We start from the raw sequence: 25202 nt of genomic DNA, 5'->3' as shown, positions 1-25202 counted from the left end.
CAAGCCGCTTGATTCAGAGCAGCTTGCAGGTTCTTTTTATTTTCCAATTGAATCGTACCCAGGGTTACCTATTCCTTTGCCCAGTAGATACCTCAAGCCATCTCGTCATGTGACGCAGTTGTCTAACCTCTAATCTGTTGGTGTCCGACAACCGCCCTTCAGGAAGGACACGGCTGCGGTCTGTCTCAAATATGTGCTCAAGGACCAGATGGTATTTTGCATTATCCGGGTAATTCTGCTTCTCTATAAGAGAAGCCATACTCAAAAGGGCTATGCGCAATTCCGCTTCTTCGACACTCTCCCTGAATTGGTTCCACAGTTGCACGTACAGTGAAGGGTGGAAATTAGCCATTACCCCACTGTAGCCCGCAGCACCGGCACGCAAGCTTTCCAGAAGTGTGGCTGCATTGGCATTAAACAGCTTGATTCCCGTGCCCTCCAGAAGAGCGAGCCGTTCCTTAATCATCTCCGTATCACAGCAAGTATCCTTGATAAATTGAAAACGATTGCTCTCAATACAGAATTCAAGCATTTGCTTGCTTAGAAGACGTTTGTAAGGAAAAGGGCATTCATAGAACCCAAGCGGAATGTCTTCAGGTATTTCACGCAATAGACATTTCAAATTTTTTAGTGCAGTCTCTTCAGATTCATGCTCGTCTGCAAGGCGGTTAGTGATGAGTACCAGTGAATCAATGCCAGTAGCAGCCAAAGCATTCAGTTCCGTCACTTGCTCATCGAATGCCCCGCCTATATGGCCTGAAGCAATAACAGGAACGCGACCACAGGACTTCTCCTTAACAAAAGCTGCAATTTCAACTCTCTCCTCCAGCGTCAGGTGAAACATCTCGCTGGATTGGCAAACGGCAAAGAGGCCATGTACACCTTGATCGATGTACCAATTGACCAAGCGTTCCAGGCTGATCCAATCTATCCCATTCTCTTTGGTAAATGGAGTCAACATGGTCGGCCATATCCCGGAAACGATGGACTTAGGAGACATTCCCATCTACCTCTTCCTGCACAGTAATGTGCCAAAATGCCACCCGTTCTCTCTTCCATGTGTATGTGATATATAAGTCGTGGCCCTTGCCAACAATAGCAGGATACGAGTATTCTCCCGGGTTATCTTCTAGCACAATCTGATCCCCCCAAGACTCACCATTATCCTTGGAGAAACTCACCACCAGTGGAGTTCGGGTTGTCTCCGTCGCGTAGCCCTGAACGGGATTATATACCAGTGCCAGCAGTCCGCTGTGCAGGCGTACAAGATCAATACCGCTATTATTGTTGGGCAGGACTGTAGGATAAGCCATAGACCAGGTTACTCCCCCATCTGAGGAATCACTACGGTAGATGGCACCTTCCGTACTGCGGAGCAACATATGAACCAGATTTCCTCCAGTGCTCCACAAGGTAGGCTGTATTAATCCTTTTGCGATCCATTTCTCCGCTCCCACATAAGTTTCCAATTGCATCGGTACCGCAGCGCTTTTGCCCCAGGTGCTGCCTTCATCTCTGGAAATATCTACGAACGCCTCCCATATTTCTTTCCCGGGATGGTCAGGATCTCTACGTTCTATGGAAGACGGAGCCAGCAAAGTCCCGTCTTCCAGTCGAATCGGCTTATTGCGTACAGGCCCACGTCCTCCTATATCCCCGGGCACTAATTCTACAGGTGCAGACCAGGTTTCCCCGCCATCTTTTGAACGAATAATACGGGTATGCCAATCCACAATTTCATGTCCAACCTTATAGAAGAGATTCACACCATCAGGACCAACATCCAATACCGGATTCCAATGGGCTATTCCGTCCTCGTCGGCTACTTTGCGAGGTGCTGACCATTGCTTGCCATCTCGCACGGCTAACCAAATGGCAACATCCTTTGCTTTCTCATAAGTTCCGCCGAACCAGGCGGCAATAACCTTCCCACTTGGTAGAACACCCACGGTAGAAGCATGGCAACTGCGAAACGGTTGATTTTCAGTTTCAAAAATATACTGTTTTTCGGCATTAGTCTTTATCATCGTGATCCTCTTTTCCAATCCGATTTTGTTTTCGGTACTCATTAGGGGAAACACCCTCAAGCTTTTTGAATGTACGCAAGAATGTAGTTCGATCAAAAATCCCGACCTGAGCTGATATCGTGGATACCGGTAAATTTGTGGTTTCTAATAATTCTTTGGCCTTATTTACGCGTAATTCACTAATGAATCCCGTAATGTTGAAGTCGTAGGTTTCTTTGAATAACCGGGAAATGTACTTCACGGTCACACCCATTTCCTCCGAGATCTTCTCCAGATGCAAATCGTTCATATAATTATTTTCTACATACTGTTTAATTGTTGATGCCAACTCCGCAGATCGCGGAGATGAATGTTCCAATTTAATTTGATCCATCGTATCAAAGAAGAAATTGAGCAGGATTTGTTGTCGCGTATCTTCTTTAGAAATCATGGGTTGACTTTGGAGAAGATATTGTTTGTCTTCTGCTCTGAGCACTTTTTCCGGATCAATACTTCTTTCGACAAGAAACCGTCTGCCTGTCTCAAATAATTTCGTGTACAAGATATCAAGGGAATACAAAGCATCTTTATTGCTTCGCAGCAGTTCTTCCACCCATTGCTCAACATCTTCCTTATTGCCAAAGCGGAGCAACTGCAACAGCTTATTCTCATCCGAATAGGTGTATATGATAGGCGCTTGGGAGGAACTTCCCTGTGTAAATTCTACGATTTTAAAATCAGGATTCCCTGTTATTTGATGCAAGGCAGAGATACTATTTCTGTAGGACTTGGAGATGCCATCTACACCCTCGCAAATATCTCCAATCGCGATGTGAAGTTGACAGAATTGGGTATCGCTACTGAATAAATCGGCAAGCTCCTGCATGCCACCTTTCACCGTTTCAGATGTAGCTGTAAGGCTTACGTTAAAGATCAGGGTATACTGCGACTTTCCCGTTTCCAACGTATAAAGATTGGCCTTCTCCCTCATCAAGCCATAGAATAGATTTTTCATCTTGCTTTCAATAATAATCCGTTCAACGTCCTGGATGTCTGTCCAAAACCGATTTTTGAATTTCAAACTGATCGTACAGCAGAGGAACCCATCCTCTTGAAAATCCAACCGGGTTCTCAAGATACGCTGCAAATTCTCAGTTTGATCATCGCTCAGGGAATGGCCCTTCATTAATTGGAACAGCACGTAATCCACATACTCTTGAGCCAGCAATTCCATTTGCCCTTGAAATTGTGACTGGTGAAACAGGATTCGCTGAATCCCAGCGCCGATATGTTGCAAATCATGTGAATAACGGGTTGCTACATCGTTGTCTCCATTCCATTCCGTCGAGGAATTCTCCAGCACTTCACCAATCCGCCGAATGGGAGTGTAAATGCGATAGGAGAATAAGCAAGCAAACACCAGGCTTACAAAACAAAGAACGATGCATAGTGTAACAATGAAGTTATAAATCCCCGAGGCCTGTCTATTGAACTCTTCAACAGGGGTAAGCGTATAGAAGGACCATCCGATGAGTTCATTGTTAACTTGATTGACAATAAATTGTTCACCGTTAATTTGAACCTCGATATCCTTGCTTTCGTTAGTAGAGAATGTCGAACCAATCGTGCGCAGAGCCGTTTCGTTCGCGAAGGCCTGATCCGAGCTCATGACCATCTGTTGGTTCCTATCTGCAACAATCATTCGGTTGACTCCCGGCTTGAGTATGGGATCGAAGAGCTTCCAGATCTTATCAACGCTCACCGTAACCCCTAGCACTGGCTTGTTGTCCCCAATCTGACTAGCCGTGAGGAAAGTGATCACTTCCTTCGAATCAAATGAGGTTCCTACTCTCGTTGGCTTCATGACCTCCATATAGCGAACTGTTTCAAACCGGTTACTCCAAAATTCGGAATCATAGGAATGATAGCGATAGAATTTATTGAAAAAATAGTCATACTCATTAATTCCACTGTCCGTAAATACATACTCGTTATCTACATAAGCAAAGAAGCCATCAACAAAGGAGTTAATGTTAAACTTTGCTCGGCTCATGCTGACTTGCAATAAGTTAAGGTCAGCTATTTCTTGCAAACTCCAATCCTGCTTAGGTTTCATAAGACGAATAACCACTGGGTCACTGAAGAAGACTGTACTAGTTTCATATACCTTCCGCCAATAGTCCTCTACATTTTGGGTAGATGATAACATATCCAGATGGAGTTTCTGCGCATACTCCTCCTTACGATCCGTAACGAAATTGGTATAAGTTAATGTACCCAGCAGCAACAAGGGAATTAAGAAAGACAAGAAAGAGAACAATATTTTAACGAACAACTTATTTACCCTTACACTGTCCATAAGTTTATTCATTGTTCTCCTCCTCTGGATAAGTACATCGCTTACTCTATTGAACCCGCTTCATAGCATCATTATAGATAGCTTCAATTTTATCGGCTCCGGCTGCCGTTAGCTGGCTGGCCCATTGATCGAAATCACTAAGCGGCTTCGTGCCGATAATAAATTTAACCACATCCTCTTCCAAGGGAGAGGTCTTGGTGGTATATTGCTTCAACTTGTCCGACTCCTCCTCCGTGAAGGATGGGGCTAGCCCTGGTACAAAATAAGCTCCCGGGTCAGAGGTCAGTTCTTCTCCCCAACGAACCAGATCGGGATCGGAAAGCTGCTTGACCGGACTTTCATCCACATGTACAGCAAGCGCGAGTAACCCCGTTCCAAGCTCGGACATCATCACACGAGCCGGGTCGGATGAAGTTTTGTATTTCTCGATTACTGATGGGAGCATTTGAGGCTGACCGTCCTTAATTTCAAACGTTTCGGTCTCGACCCCGTAATTGGTCACCATCGAACCCTCTTCCCCATACATCCAGTCAAACATCGCGATAATGGCTTCCGGATTTTTGGTCTTGGAGCTAATTGCGTAGTTATCGACTAACCAACCTTTGGGATACAGCCAGCCCTTTGCTTCTCCCATGGAATTATTCAAATACGGTATTCTATCAAACTTTGCCTCGGGATCATTTTGCTGCAATGTCGAATTGTAATTAACGGCAAAGGAGTTGTTGTCGTAGTAGAAGAAGGACCTTCCTGTACTCAGCTTCTCATCCCAGTTTTGCTTCGTGTTCACGGCAAAGTCCGGGTCCAGCAATTTCTCGTTATATAGCTTGTTTAAGTAAGTTAGCACCTCTTTGAACTCCGGTTTGTTTTGCCCATAAAAATAACGATTCTGCTCATCATCATAAGTCATACCGTAACCGCTGCCCATGCCTAACGAGAAGGCGTCCATAAACGATAAACCTCGGGTACTGAAAGGATATGAGTCCGGGTATGCTTCTTTCATGGCTTTTAATACGGTATATAGTTCATCAAAGCTGGTAGGGTAGTCCAATTGTAGTTCTTCCAAAATATCTGTTCGAATCATCGGGGCCTTCCCGCCCTGTATCTTAAATTTCTCCGTAATAGGCAATGAGTACAACTTCCCATTCACAAAGAGCTTGCTGATTTCCGGATGTGTCTCCATCACTTTCTGAAAATTAGGCATTTGATCCAGGTAGTCGGAGATCGTTAGGAACATACCTGTATCTGCAAACTCTGCAGCATCGCCAGCCTCGATTCCGATGACATCGGGAATATTGTTACTAGCTAACAGAACCCGTTTTTTATCTCCATAATTGCTCCCGGGAACAGGCTCCAAATTGATTTTGACATTCGTTTTATTGAGAATTTCTTTAATGACAGGTGTATTTTCTTTAATGGCTTGAGCAGGATTTTCTCCTCTCGTCCAGCGAATCTCAACCGGAGCATTTTGGGTGTTATCTCCGTTGTTGTTCGAGGTCTTATCGTTGCTTGCATTCCCTCCGGACCCACAAGCACTGAGTAACAATGTAAGGCATAGTAGTAAATTGGTCAGCCATATCATTTTGCGCTTCATAAAATAACCTCTCCCTATTTTAAGTTAATAGTATACAAAAACCTAGTTGAAATCATCATGCCTGCTAGGAATCAGCACTTATCCTATCCTTTGAGCGATCCAATCATCATACCCTTCACGAAGTATTTCTGGATAAATGGATACACCATAACAATCGGTAACACGGCAATAATGATGACCGCATACTTAATATTAGTTGCTGTTACTCCCGCATAAATGCCTCCTAATTCCTGTGTCTGATTGGACATTTCGCCCATGACGACCATGTTGCGCAAAATAATTTGAAGCGGGAACTTACTCTTCTCATCCAGATAAATCATAGCTGAGAAGAAGCTATTCCAATGTCCGACGGCGTAAAACAACGACATCGTAGCCATGATAGGCTTGGAAAGTGGAACGGTAATTTTCAAAAACGAAATCAATTCATTGGACCCGTCTATATAAGCTGACTCATAGAGTTCATTAGGTATGGACTGAAAGAACGTTCGCATTATTACCATATTCCATACACTGATTGCTCCGGGGATCACCAACGCCCACATGGTGTTCAACATATGCAATTTTTGAACCAGGAGGTAGGAAGGGATCAGTCCCCCGCTAAAGAACATAGTAAGCACAATCATAAGTGTGAAGAACCCTCGACCATAAAACTCTTTCTTGGATAAAGGATAAGCACACATCGCGGTGCAAACAACATTAATGGCAGTACCCACCACGGTGTACAGCACAGTATTGGCATAAGAGCGCCAGATGGACTGATCATCAAATATGAGCTGGTAGGTGCTCAGTGTAAATCCTTTAGGCCAGAAAGCCACCTCTCCCCGCATAACAGCATGACCATCGCTTAATGATACTACCAGCACGTAATAAAGCGGGTAAAACGTAGCGAATACAAGAAGAAGCATAAGCAGAATATTGCTGGTATCAAAAATGTAGCTGCCCATACCTTTTTTCAAGCCATACCCCTGCCTCTTTACCATAAGCTCGTTTCACTCACTTTCTTGCTGATTTTGTTGCCTATCGTCAGGAAGAACAAGGCAATGAATGAGTTAAATAATCCCACTGCCGTTGCGTAGCTGAAATCGCTTGATATTAAGCCACGCCGATATACATAAGTTGCGATAATATCGGAGGTCTCAAAGTTTGATCCGTTGGAGAGTAGCAGCACTTTCTCGAAAGAGACTGACATCAGGGCGCCAATACTGAACAAAAACATAATGATAATGGTAGGAGCAATCCCTGGTAAGGTAATGTGCAGCGCCCGCTTCCAACGGTTAGCTCCGTCCACGGTGGCGGCCTCATACAATTGGGGGTCAATCCCTGTTAACGCAGCCAGATAAATAATGGAGCCCCAGCCGATGCCCTGCCAAATTTCAGAAGAGATATAAATGGTCCGAAACCATTCAGGAATCATTAGAAATTGAATACGTTCCAGTCCAATTGCTTGCAACAACTGATTGATAATACCGTCATAGGAAAGAAAATTGACTAGAATTCCGCAAACGACCACGGTAGATAGAAAATGCGGCAAATAGCTGACAGTCTGAACAATACGTTGAAAGTTGCGGTTCTTAAGCTCGTTAAGCAACAGAGCCAAAATAATAGGCATGGGAAAAACAAATAAAATTTGGTAAATGCCTATCAATAAAGTGTTTCGTATTAATTTGTAAAAATAAGGATCAGAGAGAAATTCCGAAAAATACCGAAATCCAACCCAGTCACTCCCCCATATTCCATCAAATACACTGTAATCCTTGAAGGCGATAATAATCCCGAACATCGGGATGTAGTGAAAGATAACAAAATAAAAAAACGGAATGGAGAACATTAAATAAAAAAAACTACTTTTCTTTATTAATCGCCAGCGCCCTCCTTTTTTAATGGGTGTACCCATAGGTTGGGTGATCATTACCTCTTGCTGCATCGCCATCGTTATCCCTCCTCTATATGTCGGATTGTAAGCCGGAGATAGCGCTTTCGCCAGTAGCAATAAGGGGTCCCAGGATGCATTCTTCTAAGTATGAGATGAGGCATTTTTCTCAATATGAAGCACTTTTCTGCTTTAGGCATAAATCTATAACAAGGGTTGTGAAAATTAACAATCGGATAGGCGGCAAGCTTTCGCAAGTTTTGAACCTTCGTTCGAGACCTCTTCCATTGTTGCCAGATTTACATCCGCATTCGTCTTCTTATCCATTTGTTTCCAGCTTTGTAGCGGACTTGCACCGCCTAGCATCGCGCATGCCGAGCGCATACAAAAAAGAACCTGCAAGCCCCCTTTAAATCAAGAGGCTAGCAGGTTCTTTTGTTTTTTTAAAAATGAGTGTGTTTAACTTTCCATTGCTCTAACTTAATGTTTAGCCAGAAAGAGTAAATACCGAGGGTAACGATGCATAGAAGCAACCATTTGATCCAATTCCCAAACAGACCAATTGCTGTTCCATCAAACTTTAAGCGCCGTCCTTCAATAACGGTATGCTCGATCTTCCAGCGATAAATCATCACAAGGCTCCATGGGTAACAAATACCCAGCGTAAAGATCGTCACCAGCCAGCCAAGAATGCTCCATCCAATATACTGCGCAAGTCCACCATCAAATACCGATGGATACTGCCCACTTGCTACATACTGCGAGTTCTGTGTTGTCTTAGGCTCTACAGCCACATTCATGTTCTTCATCCTTTTCTTTGTGTTGTAAGGAATAATATTCTACATAAAGGACAATATTCCTCCTTCTTTAGACATATATTTTAGGATGGCATTAGTAAATTAGACTCATGAAAATAGAATATAAAGCAAATAAAAAGTGGCACAAAATCGGCATAAGCCGTTTTGCGCCACTTTCTGTAAGGCATAAAACCTTGCTACAACAGGATTTCTCGGGCTTAACCGATCGATCCTTCCATCTCGAACTTGATCAATCTATTCATCTCCACCGCATATTCCATCGGCAGTTCTTTGGTAAATGGCTCAATAAAGCCCATGACGATCATTTGTGTTGCTTCTTCTTCGGTAAGCCCGCGGCTCATCAAGTAGAAGAGCTGCTCCTCGGATACCTTAGATACCGTCGCTTCATGCTCCAACACAATGTTATCATTCATGATCTCATTGTACGGAATTGTATCGGAAGTTGATTCGTTATCCAGAATGAGCGTATCACACTTGATGTTCGACTTGGCACCCTCCGCCTGACGGCCAAAGGAAGCCAGGCCACGATACGTAACCTTACCACCATGCTTGGAAATGGATTTGGAGACGATGGTCGATGTCGTATCTGGTGCCAGGTGAATCATTTTCGCACCTGCATCCTGGAGTTGACCCTTACCAGCTACGGCAATCGACAACACGCTGCCTTTGGCCCCGCGTCCCTTCAGGATAACTGCCGGGTACTTCATCGTCAGCTTGGAGCCGATGTTCCCGTCAACCCATTCCATATTGGCATTCTCTTCCGCTACCGCCCGTTTGGTTACCAGGTTGTAGATATTAGGAGCCCAGTTCTGAATCGTCGTATAGCGAACGCGAGCATCCTTCTTCACAAGGATTTCTACAACGGCGCTATGCAGGGAGTTAGTGCTGTAGACTGGAGCCGTACAACCCTCTGTATAGTGTACAAAGCTGCCTTCATCAGCAATAATCAATGTCCGTTCAAACTGCCCCATGTTCTCCGAGTTAATCCGGAAGTAGGCTTGCAGCGGAACCTCACATTTAACGCCCTTCGGCACGTAGATGAAGCTACCTCCAGACCAGACCGCACTGTTCAAAGCGGCAAACTTATTATCCGCCGGCGGCACAACCGTACCGAAATATTCTTTGAACAATTCCGGATATTCCCGTAACGCTGAATCGGTATCCATGAAGATAACACCTTGATCTTCCAGATCCTTCTGCATGCTATGGTATACAACCTCGGATTCGTATTGAGCAGACACCCCGGCCAGGAACTTTTGCTCCGCTTCGGGAATCCCCAATTTGTCGAAGGTTTCCTTAATCTCTGTAGGAACCTCTTCCCAAGTCTTCCCTTGCTTCTCGGAAGGTCTAACATAGTATTGAATATCGTCAAAATCCAATCCGTTTAAATCTCCGCCCCATTGAGGAGTCGGCATCTTCTCAAATTGCTCCAGCGATTTCAGACGGAAGTTCAACATCCACTCCGGTTCATTCTTAATCCGTGAGATTTCCGTAACGATTTCGCGGGTCAAGCCTTTGCCCGACTGAAATATGGATTTGTGCTCATCGCGAAAGCCATATTTGTACTCTTCCAGTTCCGGTGCTTTCTTGGCCATGTTCGGCTACCTCCTTAGGGTTTATGATTCTGCCTGTATGCCCTTCTTCAGCGCATTCCAGGCTAAGGTCGCGCATTTGATACGAGCAGGAAATTTATTAACGCCAGATAAAGCCTCAATGTCTTCATAATCGTCAAATTCCACGGATTCCCCCATCATGAGCTTGGAGAATCTTCCGGCCAGATCCAGGGCATCTGCGAAGCTACGCCCCTTTACAGCCTCCGTCATCATGGAAGCGGAAGAGATACTGATTGAGCATCCTTCCCCGGTAAACCTAGCATCGCGAACAATATCGTCCTCTACAATAAGCTGCAAGGAGATCCGATCACCACAGGTAGGGTTATTCAAATCAACGGTTACAGCTTCTTGCTCAAACTTCCCCCGGTTGCGCGGGTTCTTATAGTGGTCCATAATGACGCGTCGGTACAAATCGTCCAGTTGCATTATCCAAAATACTCCTTTGTTTGGATTAGAGCTTCCGCCAGCCGGTCAATGTCCTGTTCCGTATTGTACAGATACAAGCTGGCTCTGGCCGTCGCGCTTGCTTCAAGCCAGCGCATGAGGGGCTGGCAGCAATGATGCCCTGCCCGAATCGCGATGCCCGAAGCATCAAGCACAGTCGCTACGTCATGGGGATGGATATCCTTAAGATTGAAGGTAAGCAAGCCAACCTCGCGTTCACGCGGCCCATACAAAGTTAATCCCTCGATCTCTGCAAGACGGTTCATCGCATAAGCTGCCAGCTTGGCTTCATGGCGATGAATGTTCTCCAGCCCGATCGATTCCAGGAAATCGATGGCCGCTGCCAATCCAACCGCACCGGCAATAATCGGCGTACCCCCTTCAAATTTCCACGGGAGCTCCTTCCAATTGGATTCGTAGAGACCTACATCATCAATCATTTCCCCGCCGTATTCAATCGGCTCCATGGCCTCCAGCAGATGCTTCTTACCATATAATACGCCAATCCCCGTGGGAGCGCACATCTTATGGCCGGAGAAAGCATAGAAATCAACATCTAACTCCTGCACATCCACCTTCATGTGCGGCGTGCTTTGCGCCCCGTCCACCACCATTACAGCACCATGACGGTGAGCAATGGACGCTAATTCCTTAATAGGGTTCACAACGCCAAGCACATTAGATACATAGGCGATCGACACGATCTTCGTCTTATCGGTAATGATGTTCTCTGCATCAGCCAAATCAATATGACCGTCCGGCTGAAGCGGAATATATTTCAAGACAGCCTTCTTCTTCAAGGCCAGTTGCTGCCAAGGAATCAGGTTACTATGATGCTCCATCGGTGTAATGACGATTTCGTCGCCTTCACCTATAGTATCTCCTCCATAAGAAGAAGCTACTAGGTTCAAGGCTGTAGTCGTGCCCCGGGTAAAAATAACTTCCTCCCGGTGAGCTGCGCCGATGAACCGGGCCACTTTGTCCCGGGCGCCCTCATAAGCATCTGTAGCCCGGCTTCCAAGCGTATGCACACCGCGGTGAACGTTCGCATTGTCCCATTCGTAATAATGCTTCAGTGCCTCAAGAACCTGAATGGGCTTCTGAGAAGTAGCCGCGCTGTCCAAATATACTAGTGGATGGCCGCTGATCTCCTGCTGCAAAATTGGAAACTGCCGTTTAAGTTCCCCAGCATCGATACTCATTGTCCCAGCTTCCTTTCCACCAGACCTTGCAATTGCTTTTGCAGTGGCTCCAGCGGAATATCCGAGACGACCGGTGCGAGGAAGCCGTATATAATCAAGCGTTCGGCGTTCGCACGCGAAATACCACGGGACATCAGATAGTAGATTTGCTCTGGATTCACCTGTCCGACAGATGCCGCATGACCTGCCGTTACATCATCCTCATCAATAAGCAGAATCGGGTTGGCATCCCCACGCGCCTTCGGACTCAGCATCAATACCTTCTCCGTCTGTTGTCCATCCGCCTTGGTGGCACCCTTCTCGATCTTCGTGATTCCGTTGATAATAGCGGTTGCTCCTTCACGCATCACAGCCCGGGTAATCATCTGACTGCTGGAGCTCTTACCGAAGTGGACTGCCTTGGTTGTATAATTCAACCGCTGCGAACCAGAACCAACAGCAATTACTTTGGCATCCGAAGTCGAGCCGTTCCCCTTCAGGATCGACAGCGTTTCGCTGGCCGAGTCGCCGCCATTCATCTCACCAACAATCCATTCAATACTTCCGTCGTTCTCCACAACAGCCCGGCGATAAGTCAAATCGGTCGCCTGTTCGCCCAAATGGTGTACGCTCGCGAATTGTACCTTCGCTCCTTGCTTGATGTATACCTCGGAAGCTCCGTTATGCACAATGCTCTCGCTCAAGTTCACCGAAATATAGTTATCTACATAGGTTACTTGGCTATTCTCTTCTGCAACAATAAGCACATGCGGCGCAAACACCGAATCCGCTTCGTCGAGCAGGAAGATGCTTTGCAGCGGCGTATCAATTACGACATTCTTGGGAACATAGAGGAACACCCCGCCGCTCCACAGAGCTGCATGCAAGGCAGACAAGCGATGCTCATCCGGCTTGATGATTGTATGAAGATATTTCTGTACCAGTTCGCCATGCTCACGAGTAGCTGTCTCGAGATCAGTGAAAATCACGCCTTGGGCAGCCAATTCCGGAGTCACCCGAGCAAATACCGTGCCAGCATTACGTTGTACCAGCAGGTTACTCTGTTCCGTCAGATCCACCAGTGAATGTACGCTGTCAGGAAGCTGTTGCAGCGCCTCACTACGTGCTGCGCCGAAGTCACCAAAGTTACTCAGATTCCAGCGGTCCAGCCGCGTCTTTTCCAGTTTGGGCAAATCCAGTCCTTCAGCCAGTCGTAAAGCCTTCGTACGGCTCTCCGTCAGCCATACAGGTTCACCCTGCTTCTGGGAGATTTGCTTCAATTGTTCCGCTTCTACCGGAAGAACGGTTTGTGTCGTCATTCTTTATTCCTCCTTCCGTCTAGGCTTCTTGACCGACCGTTTCGTCCACAATACCAAGCTCTTCCTTAATCCAGTCATAACCATCCTGCTCCAGACGTTCAGCCAGCTCAGGGCCTCCGGATTTAACGATACGTCCTTGCATCATCACATGGACGAAGTCAGGCTTCACGTAATTTAACAGACGTTGATAGTGGGTAATAATCAGGAAGCCGCGATCCTCGCTCCGCATGGAATTAACACCGTTGGCTACGATTCTCAGAGCATCAATATCCAGACCGGAATCAATCTCATCCAAAATAACGATCTTAGGGTCAAGCAGCATCATTTGCAAAATCTCGTTCCGCTTCTTCTCCCCGCCGGAGAACCCTTCATTCAAATAACGGTGAGCGAACTCAGGATTCATCTCCAAGGCCTTCATTTGACCTTCCATTTGACGAATAAACTTAATCAGGGAAATCTCGTTGCCTTCTTCACGGCGCGCGTTGATTGCACTGCGCAGGAAGTCAGAGTTCGTAACCCCTGCAATCTCACTTGGATATTGCATAGCCAGGAATAAGCCGGCACGAGCCCGCTCGTCCACAGCCATCTCCAGAACGTCTTCGCCATTCAACAAGGCTTTGCCGTCCGTAACCTCATATTTGGGATGTCCCATCAATGCAGAAGCAAGCGTACTCTTACCGGTACCGTTAGGTCCCATGATGGCATGAATTTCGCCGCCTTTTATTTCAATGTCAATCCCCTTCAGGATTTCCTTGTCCTCAATTGTTGCCTTAAGCCCCTCAACCACAAAATGCGTCGCCATAAGCCTACTCCTTCCATTAACAATAATTAACGTTATTTGATCAAGGGCGCTGCCCTTGTTCTTGCCATTGTACCATAATAATTATCAGTTTAGAATGATTATCGCTGATTCTCACTGATTCTCACTTCATTTTATCCTACTTTTTTGGCATAAGCAACGTATGTCCGCTGATATCCGCTTGCATTGTGCCCTTTATCACAGACACATTCCATAGGCCTAACAATGGCTCAAACACATAGAAGGACTCAGCCATCACTATGGCCAAGCCCTTCTCCGCGGCGACATGCTTGGTGACCCTCCGGCCTGGCATTAACGCCACTCCCCTTGTTAGCCCAAGTAAGCCCGAAGCATCCACATATGCTTCTCCAGACTACCGACATAACCGGTAAGCAGATCTGCGGTGGCATCATCGCCTGCTTTCCCGGCCTGCTCAATCCCTTCACGGTAGGATTCGCATAAGGTAGCGAGGTCCTCCAGCAAATGCTGTACCATCGCTTGCGGCTCCTCCTTGCCAGAAGCCTCCTGAATAGTAGCTAATTCCAAGTATTCCTTCAACGTTGCTGCCGGATTCCATTTTAATGTAAGCATCCGTTCAGCAATCGCATCCATCTGCTCAGATACTTCATTATATAGTTCTTCAAATTTAAGATGAAGTCTGAAGAAGTTGTTACCCTTCACATACCAATGGTAGCTGTGCAATTTCACATAAAGTACGTTCAAGTTAGCAACCTGCTCATTCATCAATGGTTCAAGACCGGATTTGTTTGTTTTCCCTGTTGATTTTGCATCTGATTTAGCCATGCCTAGTCCCTGCTTTCTATAAAAATTTAGTGTATTCAATCCTCAAACCAGAAGACTTGAGGAATGATCTCAAAAGCCCTGACGTGCATACTCCATACTTACCCTTGTTCAGTATTTGCGAAACAAGCTTTGCTCATTCTTTGCGAACAAAGCGTGAACAGGCCTAAAACGCCCTAATCACATGAATACAATTCAAATTTTCAGTAAATTTGCAGAAATTCTCAGAATTTGGACTATGATTGTTTCGCTAGCGGTGCTATTATTAATTGGGTATTTTTTGTGACTAATTTAATTTTTAGCTTAAGGATATGTTCAACGACTTTTTGAACTACCTTTTTAAGAATGAATTTTTTTGGGGGAGTTATGAACAAGCAGACTGGACAACATCACAAGGAAGAGTTGGGCTATTTGTTCAACATCGAGATTCTGGTCAAGAACAATTCCAATGCATTAGCACTGCAGACGTTACTGGAGTTGCTCAACAGCAGCGACAAGATTATAGATTATCGAATCAATTCGGGCTCTGAGCTTGGCAAGGTCATTGAATCCATGTTGGCGAACTCCAAACAGGCACATATTACGGCATCGCACAAACACCCAGAGAAAACAGAAGTCACCAAGGAGTTACCGGCCAAATCCAGCAAACCGCCTATTCCCGAAACAGCTATTTCAGGAAGCTTCAAAGATATTGCGGCTAGCGATGAATTTCAAACCTGGATTCAGAATTATATTAAAGGCAATCAACTCGTCCGTCTCTACATCAATCGCAACGGAAAGCGAGTGAATATGCCTTGCCGTATTCTGAACTTCCAACCCGAAACCTACACACTCAGCGTCTACCATGTTGATGAGAAACAAGTCTACACTTTAAAGCTAAGTGAAGTCATTGATCTTCTTGATACTTAAACTTGTTCAACTCGCTTCTAAATCCATGCCAAAGAACGGTGGGTTCTTCCGCTCCAGGGAAGTGACCTACCGTTCTTATTCATTACCTTCATGCTCCATTTAGAGGGTAATCAAGTCTCTACCCTAAACGCCAGGAGTTGCCCCTCCAGGCTTCCAAGGCCAGTAGCAGCCAGCCTGCCAGGAAGGAGACGCCCCCTAGTGGGGTCACAGGTCCCAACCATCTCCATTCCATGATAGCAAGGCCGTAAAGGCTGCCCGAAAATAAAATGATGCCGATGACAAACAAGCGGTTAGCCCAGCGAAGCCGTCTGGACGTTCCCCATTTCTCTGCAAACAAGGCCCCTGCCAAAATAGCAAGCCCGTGGATCATTTGATAATGGACTCCGGTCTCATAGGTACCAATAGCCGATGCCCCGATTTTTTCTTTAAGAATATGGGCTCCAAAGGCCCCCAGAGCTACTGCCAGCAGCATGATGATAGCTCCAATTCCCGCATAGTTCCGCATCCTTAACCTTACCTCCCACGTATGATTTCAGCCTTCTTCATAGAAGTATAATAACCCAACGGCCACCCGCATTACCATTCATACCGCATTTTGGCATCTAAAAATAACCTTGCATTTTCCATTTAGATATGAAAGATTAATCATAAAAGATCAATTTATAAGGAGATTTTTATGAACTACAATCCAACAGAGTCCCCATCTTATTCGCCGCAACCCGGCACAGACATTCCACCTATGGCAAAAGCTAAATTTTCAGGACCAGGCATCGCCTCTTTTATTGTTAGCTTGCTGGCGCTAATCGGGTATATATCATCCATTGTGCTCATTACTGCAGCTTTTGTTGATATTATGGGTCAATCCATCATGCCAACTCCTGATGATATTATGCAGCGGGCAGACGCCATGTCAGGTGTTTTCCTCTTCCTTGCCTCACTATTTCTCAATTTAGTTGGGCTAGTCTTGGCTATTGTCGGGCTTGCGCTCAAGAATCGCCGGAAAGTATTTGCCATCCTGGGCTTAATCTTTGCCTTGCTCCCTGGATTGGGATTTATCGGGCTGCTTGTAACGGGGAGCATGGCTTCACTCTAATAAAACATACAACTCGTGCTGGCTCATCTTAAGCCATACGTTCCCTCTTCCCGCCATTTTTGCTAAAATGGAATAAGTTTTCTATGATATGCTGCACTTATGAAACGAATTAGTATGATTTGGAACAAGGAGACTAAGTATGCCTAACGTGAAAATATTTTCAGACAGCACCTCAGATCTGCCTGGCGATTGGATTGAGCGCCATGATATCAGTCTTGTTCCACTCTATGTCGTGTTCGGAAGTGAAACCTTCCGGGACGGCATCGATATTACCCCACGCGATATTTACCAGCGTGTAGAGAAAGAAGGCACCTTGCCGAAGACGACCGCTCCCTCCCCGGGAGATTTCGTTAGCGCCTTTGGTCCGTATATTGAACGTGGACAGGATATAGTCTACATCAGTTTATCGTCCAAGCTGTCCTCCACCTATCAAAATGCGAAGATTGCCGCGGGGGAATTCCCGGCAGGCCGAATTCATGTCATTGATTCCCTGACCTTATGCAGCGGCATTGGACTTCTGGTGATGAAGGCCGTCAAGCTGGCGGAGCAAGGCCTTTCCGCTGAAGAGATTGCAGTACAGGTCAGCGCTATCCGGCCACAAGTAGAGACTCAATTTGTTATTGATACCCTCGAGTATTTACATAAGGGCGGACGCTGCTCCGGAATGCAACATTTCATCGGTAGTCTGCTGCAAATCCGTCCGGTGCTCAAGCTGGTTGAAGGCAGCATTATCCCGGCTTACAAGGTGCGTGGCCGCAAGGAGAAGGCGGTACAACAAATGCTGGATAACGCCCTTGCCGATAAAGACAACATGGATAAGGACTTGATTTTGGTAGTCCATACGGAAGCGGAGGAAGAAGCTCTGAAGCTTGCAACCATTTTGCGAGAACAGACCGGAGCACGCAAAGTCGCTGTATCCGAAGCTGGCTGCGTAATTTCCAGTCACTGCGGACCGCATACCGTCGGGATTATGTACACCCGCAAGTTACCGGTTTAATCGTTGAAGCATCAATCTAACCCGATACTTAAACTCGGGTGAGCTGTCTTGAATGGCGTACGGCCTAGTGGCTAGCGCAGTTCGAGGCAGCTTTTTCTATTTCCGCCGCTTCCGCCCCCATCCTTCACATATCGTTCCTCTCGCTGAATATACTTTAGTTACATCCACTAAACTGCGAAATCCCAATTGTGCAAATCCCCAAATGGAGGTGTTCCCCATGTCTTCACCTAAGCAGTATAACTTTGTCGTCTCCAAGGAGGATTGGTCGCTGCACCGCAAAGGGTATCAGGACCAGCAGCGCCATCAGGAAAAAGTACGGGAAGTGATTCGGCAGAACCTCCCCGATCTGGTCACCGAAGAGAATATTATCATGTCGGACGGTAAACAAATCATTAAAGTCCCTCTGCGAAATCTGGAGGAATACCGATTCATCCATAACTTTCAGAAGCAACAGCACGTGGGTCAAGGTGATGGAGACAGCCAGGTTGGTGACGTGCTGGGACAGGATAGCCCCAAGAGTAGCAAAGGCGGAAAAGCAGGAGATCAGCCCGGTCATGACTACGTGGAGACTGAGATTAGCATGGAGGATCTGGAAGAGATGCTGTTTGACGAGTTGGAGCTCCCCTTCATTCAAGACAAGGATAAGGAAGAACTGGAGAGCGAAGCCATCCGCTTTAACGATATTCGCAAAAAAGGCCTCATGTCCAACATCGACAAGAAACGTACCATTCTGGAAAATTTACGGCGTAACGCCACCTCCGGTCAGCCTGGCATTCACGGCATTTCCCCTGATGATCTCCGCTACAAGACCTGGGAGGAAATCGTCGTCCCCCGGTCCAATGCTGTCATCTTGGCCATGATGGATACCTCGGGCTCCATGGGCGCCTTCGAGAAATATTGTGCACGCAGCTTTTTCTTCTGGATGACCCGCTTCCTGCGCCATCAATATGAGAAGGTAGATATCGTATTTCTGGCCCATCATACGGAGGCGAAGGAAGTGACCGAAGAAGAATTCTTCACTCGTGGGGAAAGTGGCGGCACGATCTGCTCCTCGGTCTATCAGAAAGCGCTGGACATCATCGACTCCCGGTATCCCCCATCCAGCTATAATATATATCCGTTTCATTTCTCGGATGGAGATAACCTGACCTCCGACAACGAGCGTTGCCTTAGACTGATTGGTGAGCTACTGAAGCGTTGCAACATGTTCGGTTATGGGGAGGTCAACCAGTATAATCGTGGAAGCACACTGATGTCCGCCTATCGGAACATTAAGCAAGAGAAATTCATCCATTATGTGATTAAGGAAAAAGGCGAAGTGTACAATGCGCTGAAGCGATTCTTCCACAAGCGTGAGGGAGGTGCGGCCAGTTGAATTATACTCATGCCGAGTTGGAATTCGCCATCTCAGAAATTATGGAAATTGCCGATAGCTTTGGACTTGATTATTATCCGATGCGCTACGAAATCTGCCCCGCCGATATCATTTATACCTTTGGCGCTTACGGAATGCCCACCCGCTTCTCTCATTGGAGCTTCGGCAAAACCTTTAACAAGATGAAGATGCAATACGACTTCGGACTAAGCAAAATTTATGAGCTCGTCATCAATTCCAACCCCTGCTATGCCTTTCTGCTGGAGGGCAACTCGCTGATTCAGAACAAGCTAATCGTCGCCCACGTGCTGGCACACTGCGATTTCTTCAAGAATAACTTCCGCTTCTCCGCCACCAACCGCGATATGATTGAGAGTATGTCTGCAACCGCCGAACGGATCAACAGCTATGAATTGGCCTATGGCGCGGATACCGTTGAAGCCTTCATTGACCACGTACTGGCGATTCAGGAACATGTGGACCCCCAACTGATTAAGCCGATGCGCTATGATAAGCGGCAGCAGCTAGAAGAGAAGCGGCGCAGAATACGCGAAGAACACAAGCATCCGGCTAAGCCAGGAATTTACGATGATTTATGGTCGCTGGATACGTCGCCAGAAGCGGCTTCCCCCGACACAACCTCCTTAACAGCATTCCCTTCTGAGCCGGAGAAGGACCTGGTATGGTTCATCCAGGAATATTCCGAATCTCTGGAGGACTGGCAACGGGATATCTTAAGCATGTTACGTGAAGAAATGCTGTATTTCTGGCCACAGATGGAGACCAAGATTATGAACGAGGGCTGGGCCTCCTATTGGCATCAACGCATTATCCGGGAGCTCGACTTGACCAGTGAAGAGACGATTGAATTTGCCAAACTCAATTCCTCCGTGGTGCAGCCCTCCCAGCAAAGTCTCAATCCCTATTACCTTGGGCTTAAAATCTTTGAAGACATCGAACGCCGCTGGGACCATCCAACAGAGGAGCAGCAGCGGCGCTTCGGACGTATCCCCGGGCAAGGACGGGAGAAGATGTTCGAGGTGCGGGAACTGGACTCGGACATTTCCTTCCTGCGCAGCTACCTGAGCAAGGAGCTGGTTCAGGATCTGGATTTGTATATCTTCGAGAAGCAAGGACCCGAATGGAAAATCACCGATAAAACCTGGGAGCATATTCGTGATCAACTTGTCGCCTCCCGCGTGAATGGAGGTTCGCCGTATATCGTAGTCCAGGACGGCGACTACCTTCGCTCGGGAGAGTTGCTGCTCAAGCATCAATACGAAGGACTGGAGCTTGATCTGAAATATCTGGAGCACACCCTCCCTCATGTCTATCATTTGTGGGGGCGCCCCGTTCACCTGGAGACAGTGGTTGAGGACAAACGGGCACTCTTCTCCTATGACGGACAGAAGCATCAACGCAAAATATTATCATAACGACGAATTCAGGCAATTGCAGAAATGCACTTGCCTGTTTTTTTATGAGGCGTCCTAACCATCACCAAAATTGACCATCGATCAGAAAATGGATATTATTGAAATAATAGAAATGCGCAGAGGTTGGTGGTGTACTTGAACTCTACAACCACGATACGTTCAATCCTGAATGATCACATGAAGCAGGAAGGTCTCAACCTGAACCAGTTTGCTCAACGGGTGGGACTGAATGCGGGCTCTCTCAGCTCCATTCTGAACGGGCATAGAAATTTAACGATTGAGCAGCTAGACATGATGACGGAAAGCTTCGGGTTTGAGCGGGGCTTTTTTTATAACCGCTATTTTGAAGAGCTCATTGCTGAATCGACGCCCAATTGGCGGCGAATCAAGCCTTTTCTGATCGCCTGCGCTGAGGTGGATAATGCGGCGTATTTCCGTAAATCCATCGGATTGCTGCTGGAGAACTTGATGTATTCCCAAGTGCTTTTTGAAGTGGCCGAAGACCTCTATCATAACGATAACAAGAAATTCGCTGCGATCATTTATGACGAAATTGCCTTCGGTGAGAAGAATCAGCATTCCGAGCGACTTGCCCTGTGCCAGTACCGCTTGTTCCTCTGTAAGCTTGCCCATGATCAGGAAATGAACTACCAGGCAGCCGTACAGTTTGAGCTCTTCGTGGAACGATTAAGCGAATTTGACCAGCTTGAAGCTCTCAAGGATTTAGCTAATACTTACCGTTCACTGCGTCGATGGGACAAGGTGGAGGAAGTGGCAGGACAACTTCTCAGCAAAGCCAAACATCAATATCAAAGAGGGGCACGCCTTAAGCAGGAGGCCCTCTCGGTAAAACCGCTGTTCACCTACGTGGCTTATGCTTATCTCCTTCTGGGCAGCGTGAGTGAATCCAGGCAGGATTATGATCAGGCCCTGCAGTTCATCAAGCTCTACGAGAACCTGAATTGGGTAAGGGAGAACGATGAGACTTCACTCGGGTGGAAGGAAAAATTTCAAGCCTGGGCTCGGATGAACACAATGGTGACCAAATTGGCCGCTGGCGAACCAAGCGTACTTCCCGAATACATTTCCTACATGGAATCTCATGAGGATGAAATATGGCTATGCCTGCTCAACATTGTCACGGCTGCCAATCGTCACAACTATACCATTGACGATATTCTGGAACGAATTGAATATGCTTCGCTGCTCCATCAGCCGGAGTATGAAACAGACATCTACACCAGGCAGACCACGGATGAACGCATAGCCCGGTGCTACTATGAGCTTGCCGCCTATTATCTCCATCGCGGTGCAGCGGAACAGGGATTTAACCATTTAATGAAAGCTTTGGAAAAAGCATCTTCAATTAACGAAAAGAGCTGTATAATTAAGTGTGTAGGCTTATTTGAGAACTTCAGAGACGACAGCAATGGGAGCATAATAGAGACCTACAAAAAACTTATTCGAGAGGTGTATAGGAATGAAAAGTAAGTTAAACGCTCTCCTATTAACTGTTTTTTCTCTAATTGTGATTTCCACCCCCTACATCCTTCGTCTCATGGATCATCATGGAGGAATGTAAGTAAGGCAACAAGACCATACACAAACGCAAATAAGACCAGTCCTAGGACTGGTCTTATTTATGTCTTGGTCCAGATTAACGATTCAGCAGGCTGCCCACATAACGGAGCAATTCATTGGCGCATACCGGGCAATATCCATGCTCGTCAATCAGCCGTTTGCTGACCTCGTTGATGCGCTTCAACTGATTTTCATCCGGTGTTTTCGTCGAAGTGGTAATCTTGACGATATCCTTCAGATCAGCGAACAGCTTCTTCTCGATCGCTTCCCGCAGCCGATCATGGTGATTGTATTCAAATTTCCGGCCCTTTCGCGAATAAGCAGAAATACGAATCAGAATTTCTTCGCGGAAAGCTTTTTTCGCATTTTCGGAAATGCCGATCTGCTCCTCAATAGAACGCATCAGCCGCTCATCAGGCTCCAGTTCTTCATCCGTCAACGGATCTCTAATTTTGGTCCAATTGCAGAAAGCTTCAATGTTATCGAGATAATTCTCGAACAAGGTTCGGGCCGATTCCTCAAAGGAATAGACAAAAGCCTTTTGGACTTCCTTCTTGGCCAGTTCATCGTATTCCCGGCGGGCAATGCCGATGAAATTCAAATATCGCTCCCGCTCATCCTTCGTGATTGAGGCATGCTGATCCAGACCGTCCTTGATCGCCCGCAGTATATCCAGTGCCCCCATGCAATGTAAATCCTGCTTGATCAGAGCGCTGGAAATCCGGTTGATCACATAACGCGGGTCGACGCCGGACATTCCTTCGTCCAAATGCTCGTTTTGTAGCTCCTTCAAATCCGCATCCTTAAAGCCTTCCACTTCTTCCCCATCATACAAACGCATTTTCTTCAGCAGGTCAATTCCCTGCTTCTTCGACTCCTTCAATCGGGTCAATATTGAGAAAATCGCTGCGGCCCGCAGTGCATGTGGAGCGATGTGAATATGTTTCATATCACTTTGAGCGATCAGCTTGGCGTAAATCTTCTCTTCTTCAGATACCTTGAGATTATAGGGAATAGGCATGACAATCATCCGGGATTGCAAGGCTTCGTTCTTCTTGTTGGCAATAAAGGATTTGTATTCCGCCTCGTTCGTATGGGCGATAATAAGCTCATCCGCACTGATTAGTGCAAACCTGCCGGCCTTGAAATTGCCCTCCTGGGTCAGCGACAGCAGATTCCACAGAAATTTCTCATCGCATTTAAGCATTTCCTGGAATTCCATTAATCCCCGGTTGGCCTTATTTAGTTCCCCATCAAAACGATAAGCCCGCGGATCGGACTCCGAGCCATACTCCGTAATGGTCGAAAAGTCGATACTGCCCGTGAGGTCGGCAATGTCCTGCGACTTCGGATCGGAGGGGCTGAATGTGCCGATGCCAATACGTTCATCCTCGGAAAGCAATACCCGCTCTACCCGTACATGTTCAATATCCCCGCCGTACTCTGTCTTGAGCCGCATCTGGCATACCGGGCAGAGATTGCCTTCGATGCGAATGCCCAGCGCCTGCTCCACTTCGGGCCTGAGCTCATGGGGAACCAGGTGTAGGGGGTCCTCATGCATCGGGCAGCCCGCAATGGCATATACTGCACCTTTATCGGTACGGGAGAATTTCTCTAGCCCTCGCTTCAATAAGGTGACCAATGTGGATTTACCCCCGCTCACAGGACCCATCAGCAGTAGAATCCGCTTGCGTACATCCAGCCGCCGAGCCGCCGAGTGGAAGTATTCCTCGACCAGCTTCTCGATGGCGCGATCCAATCCAAAAATCTCCTGCTCAAAAAATTTATACCTCTTCCGGCCGTTGACTTCCTCTACCCCAAAAGATTCAATCATTTCATAAACTCTGGCATGGGCGGTCATCGCGGGCGTTGGATCTTTGGCCAGCATTTCAATATATTGTTTGAATGTGCCGCTCCATGACAAGGAGTCGCTTTCCGCCCGGTAAGCTGCTATACGATTAAAAATGTCCATGTTAGGTACCTCCTCTACTCCCGCATAGGGGTTCTCCTGCGTCCCCGACAACCTTCCATTCACGCTGATACAGATGGAGCTTCCACGATAAAAAGTGTATTACATACCTATGCGGCTTTTGGGGAGAAGTTGACCTTTTTCCCGATGAAAATATTCGTATGGAAAAAGTGGGAATTCCCGTTTATGCTATAATCTAATCGGATTATCGGAACAAAAAGGAGATTATGATGGCGGTACAACATGAAACGGAATTGTACGCTCCGTTGAAGGCCTTTTTTGAGGAGCGGGGATATAGCATCAAGAGCGAAGTGCGGCATTGCGATTTGGTTGGCTTGAAGCCCGGCAGCGATCAACCACTAATTGTGGAGATGAAGAAGACCTTTAATCTCCCGCTGTTGCTGCAAGGTCTGGAACGTCAGCGTTCCAGTGCAGAGGTGTATCTGGCTGTGGAGCGCAACCGTACCAAGAAGGGCGCCCACAATCAGCGCTGGAGCGAAATTACGCTGCTCTGTCGGCGGCTTGGTCTGGGGCTGATCACCGTCACCCGCTACAAAACCAAGCCGGCCTTTGTGGAGATTTTGTGCTCCCCCGGTAACGAAGCTTTATATACCCCGGGACCGAAAGTTGTCAAACGGCGGGCGGAACGGCTGGTACATGAATTTAATGAACGCAGCGGTGACTATAATGTCGGCGGAAGTCACGCCACCAAGCTCGTCACCGCCTATCGCGAGAAGGCGCTACGCGTCGCATTGGCGCTGCAAGAGGGCGGAGAGATGGCCCCCAGGCAAGTGCGCGAACGCAGCGGAGTCGGCACCGCTCCGGCCATCTTGCAGCGTGATTACTACGGCTGGTTCCACCGTATCGGATACGGTCGTTATGTGCTGACTCCCGCGGGCGCAGACAGCCTGCGGGAATACGCTCATGTCGTAGATGCCTGGCGGCGTGAAATCGCCGTAACATCCCTGGAACTGGTGCCTGACGTAGCAGTGCTGGAGGAGAAAGTGGCGGCAAAGGCAGATAAGTAGCGTTTGCAAGCAA

General features: G+C 47.0%; 23 protein-coding genes. 7 read left to right on the top strand and 16 right to left on the bottom strand.

Features of this window, described 5'->3' with window-relative positions; genetic code table 11:
• Positions 1 to 64: 64 nt before the first annotated feature.
• The 14 genes from BN3279_RS14010 to BN3279_RS13950 form a co-directional block, all read right to left on the bottom strand.
• On the bottom strand, positions 65 to 1006 hold the full coding sequence (locus BN3279_RS14010) for a dihydrodipicolinate synthase family protein (protein ID WP_059051762.1): 942 nt from the start codon (positions 1004 to 1006) through the stop codon (positions 65 to 67).
• Complete coding sequence (locus BN3279_RS14005) at positions 990 to 2027, bottom strand: sialidase family protein (protein WP_082673074.1); 1038 nt, start codon at positions 2025 to 2027, stop codon at positions 990 to 992. The genes BN3279_RS14010 and BN3279_RS14005 overlap by 17 nt, the downstream gene beginning before the upstream one ends.
• Positions 2014 to 4377, bottom strand: coding sequence for a helix-turn-helix domain-containing protein (locus BN3279_RS14000; protein ID WP_059051760.1), 2364 nt, complete (start codon positions 4375 to 4377; stop codon positions 2014 to 2016). The genes BN3279_RS14005 and BN3279_RS14000 overlap by 14 nt, the downstream gene beginning before the upstream one ends.
• Before the next feature lie 34 nt (positions 4378 to 4411).
• Positions 4412 to 5956, bottom strand: a complete 1545-nt coding sequence (locus tag BN3279_RS13995) for an extracellular solute-binding protein (RefSeq protein ID WP_059051759.1) — start codon at positions 5954 to 5956, stop codon at positions 4412 to 4414.
• A gap of 83 nt (positions 5957 to 6039) precedes the next feature.
• A complete protein-coding gene (locus BN3279_RS13990; protein WP_089153471.1) occupies positions 6040 to 6912 on the bottom strand; it encodes a carbohydrate ABC transporter permease in 873 nt (290 codons plus the stop codon).
• A 17-nt stretch (positions 6913 to 6929) separates the two neighbouring features.
• Complete coding sequence (locus tag BN3279_RS13985) at positions 6930 to 7565, bottom strand: ABC transporter permease (RefSeq protein WP_232436847.1); 636 nt, start codon at positions 7563 to 7565, stop codon at positions 6930 to 6932.
• Between the two features lie 704 nt (positions 7566 to 8269).
• Positions 8270 to 8626 carry a DUF898 domain-containing protein gene (locus BN3279_RS13980; RefSeq protein WP_232436846.1) on the bottom strand — a complete coding sequence of 119 codons (357 nt, stop codon included), beginning with the start codon at positions 8624 to 8626 and terminating at the stop codon, positions 8270 to 8272.
• Positions 8627 to 8841: 215 nt separating this feature from the next.
• Positions 8842 to 10239 carry a Fe-S cluster assembly protein SufB gene (gene sufB, locus BN3279_RS13975; RefSeq protein WP_059051757.1) on the bottom strand — a complete coding sequence of 466 codons (1398 nt, stop codon included), beginning with the start codon at positions 10237 to 10239 and terminating at the stop codon, positions 8842 to 8844.
• A 21-nt stretch (positions 10240 to 10260) separates the two neighbouring features.
• Complete coding sequence (gene sufU, locus BN3279_RS13970; RefSeq protein WP_059051756.1) at positions 10261 to 10683, bottom strand: Fe-S cluster assembly sulfur transfer protein SufU; 423 nt, start codon at positions 10681 to 10683, stop codon at positions 10261 to 10263.
• Entirely contained in the window at positions 10683 to 11903 is a 1221-nt protein-coding gene (locus BN3279_RS13965; protein WP_059051755.1) for a cysteine desulfurase, read from the bottom strand. The genes sufU and BN3279_RS13965 overlap by 1 nt, the downstream gene beginning before the upstream one ends.
• Positions 11900 to 13201, bottom strand: coding sequence for a Fe-S cluster assembly protein SufD (gene sufD, locus BN3279_RS13960; RefSeq protein ID WP_059051754.1), 1302 nt, complete (start codon positions 13199 to 13201; stop codon positions 11900 to 11902). Before sufD ends, BN3279_RS13965 begins: the two co-directional genes overlap by 4 nt.
• 19 nt (positions 13202 to 13220) lie before the next feature.
• Positions 13221 to 14003, bottom strand: coding sequence for a Fe-S cluster assembly ATPase SufC (gene sufC / locus BN3279_RS13955; protein ID WP_059051753.1), 783 nt, complete (start codon positions 14001 to 14003; stop codon positions 13221 to 13223).
• A 136-nt stretch (positions 14004 to 14139) separates the two neighbouring features.
• Complete coding sequence (locus tag BN3279_RS23810) at positions 14140 to 14313, bottom strand: hypothetical protein (RefSeq protein ID WP_157686457.1); 174 nt, start codon at positions 14311 to 14313, stop codon at positions 14140 to 14142.
• 17 nt (positions 14314 to 14330) lie between these two features.
• The gene (locus BN3279_RS13950; protein WP_059051752.1) at positions 14331 to 14804 is read right to left on the bottom strand and encodes a Dps family protein; all 474 of its coding nucleotides are present in this window, start codon (positions 14802 to 14804) and stop codon (positions 14331 to 14333) included.
• Between the two features lie 363 nt (positions 14805 to 15167).
• On the opposite strand from BN3279_RS13950, the gene BN3279_RS13945 reads away from it, so the two are divergent.
• Positions 15168 to 15710 carry a hypothetical protein gene (locus tag BN3279_RS13945; protein WP_059051751.1) on the top strand — a complete coding sequence of 181 codons (543 nt, stop codon included), beginning with the start codon at positions 15168 to 15170 and terminating at the stop codon, positions 15708 to 15710.
• Between the two features lie 118 nt (positions 15711 to 15828).
• On the opposite strand, the gene BN3279_RS13940 is transcribed toward BN3279_RS13945, so the two are convergent.
• The gene (locus BN3279_RS13940) at positions 15829 to 16215 is read right to left on the bottom strand and encodes a DUF423 domain-containing protein (RefSeq protein WP_059051750.1); all 387 of its coding nucleotides are present in this window, start codon (positions 16213 to 16215) and stop codon (positions 15829 to 15831) included.
• A 171-nt stretch (positions 16216 to 16386) separates the two neighbouring features.
• Between BN3279_RS13940 and BN3279_RS13935 the strand changes: the two genes are divergently transcribed.
• The 5 genes from BN3279_RS13935 (at position 16387) to BN3279_RS13915 (ending at position 22102) form a co-directional block, all read left to right on the top strand.
• Entirely contained in the window at positions 16387 to 16803 is a 417-nt protein-coding gene (locus tag BN3279_RS13935; protein ID WP_059051749.1) for a hypothetical protein, read from the top strand.
• A 139-nt stretch (positions 16804 to 16942) separates the two neighbouring features.
• Positions 16943 to 17800 (top strand): DegV family protein, encoded by an 858-nt coding sequence (locus BN3279_RS13930; RefSeq protein WP_059051748.1) that lies wholly within the window; start codon positions 16943 to 16945, stop codon positions 17798 to 17800.
• A 217-nt stretch (positions 17801 to 18017) separates the two neighbouring features.
• Positions 18018 to 19175 (top strand): sporulation protein YhbH, encoded by a 1158-nt coding sequence (gene yhbH / locus BN3279_RS13925; RefSeq protein WP_059051747.1) that lies wholly within the window; start codon positions 18018 to 18020, stop codon positions 19173 to 19175.
• A gap of 41 nt (positions 19176 to 19216) precedes the next feature.
• Positions 19217 to 20611: a SpoVR family protein gene (locus tag BN3279_RS13920; protein ID WP_059051841.1), complete on the top strand. Its 1395-nt coding sequence runs from the start codon at positions 19217 to 19219 to the stop codon at positions 20609 to 20611.
• A gap of 177 nt (positions 20612 to 20788) precedes the next feature.
• The gene (locus BN3279_RS13915; RefSeq protein WP_148466855.1) at positions 20789 to 22102 is read left to right on the top strand and encodes a helix-turn-helix domain-containing protein; all 1314 of its coding nucleotides are present in this window, start codon (positions 20789 to 20791) and stop codon (positions 22100 to 22102) included.
• A 166-nt stretch (positions 22103 to 22268) separates the two neighbouring features.
• Here BN3279_RS13915 and BN3279_RS13910 read toward each other — a convergent pair whose 3' ends face one another.
• Positions 22269 to 24164, bottom strand: a complete 1896-nt coding sequence (locus BN3279_RS13910) for a PrkA family serine protein kinase (protein WP_059051745.1) — start codon at positions 24162 to 24164, stop codon at positions 22269 to 22271.
• A gap of 227 nt (positions 24165 to 24391) precedes the next feature.
• Here BN3279_RS13910 and BN3279_RS13905 point away from each other — a divergent pair, with 227 nt between their 5' ends.
• Positions 24392 to 25189 (top strand): DUF2161 family putative PD-(D/E)XK-type phosphodiesterase, encoded by a 798-nt coding sequence (locus BN3279_RS13905; RefSeq protein WP_059051742.1) that lies wholly within the window; start codon positions 24392 to 24394, stop codon positions 25187 to 25189.
• The last annotated feature ends 13 nt before the right edge of the window (positions 25190 to 25202 follow it).

It is taken from the genome of Paenibacillus senegalimassiliensis (genome assembly GCF_001486585.1).
Taxonomy (GTDB): domain Bacteria; phylum Bacillota; class Bacilli; order Paenibacillales; family Paenibacillaceae; genus Fontibacillus; species Fontibacillus senegalimassiliensis.
The sequence above is the reverse complement of the archived record's forward strand: the minus strand, read 5'-3'. Positions and strand labels throughout refer to the sequence as shown.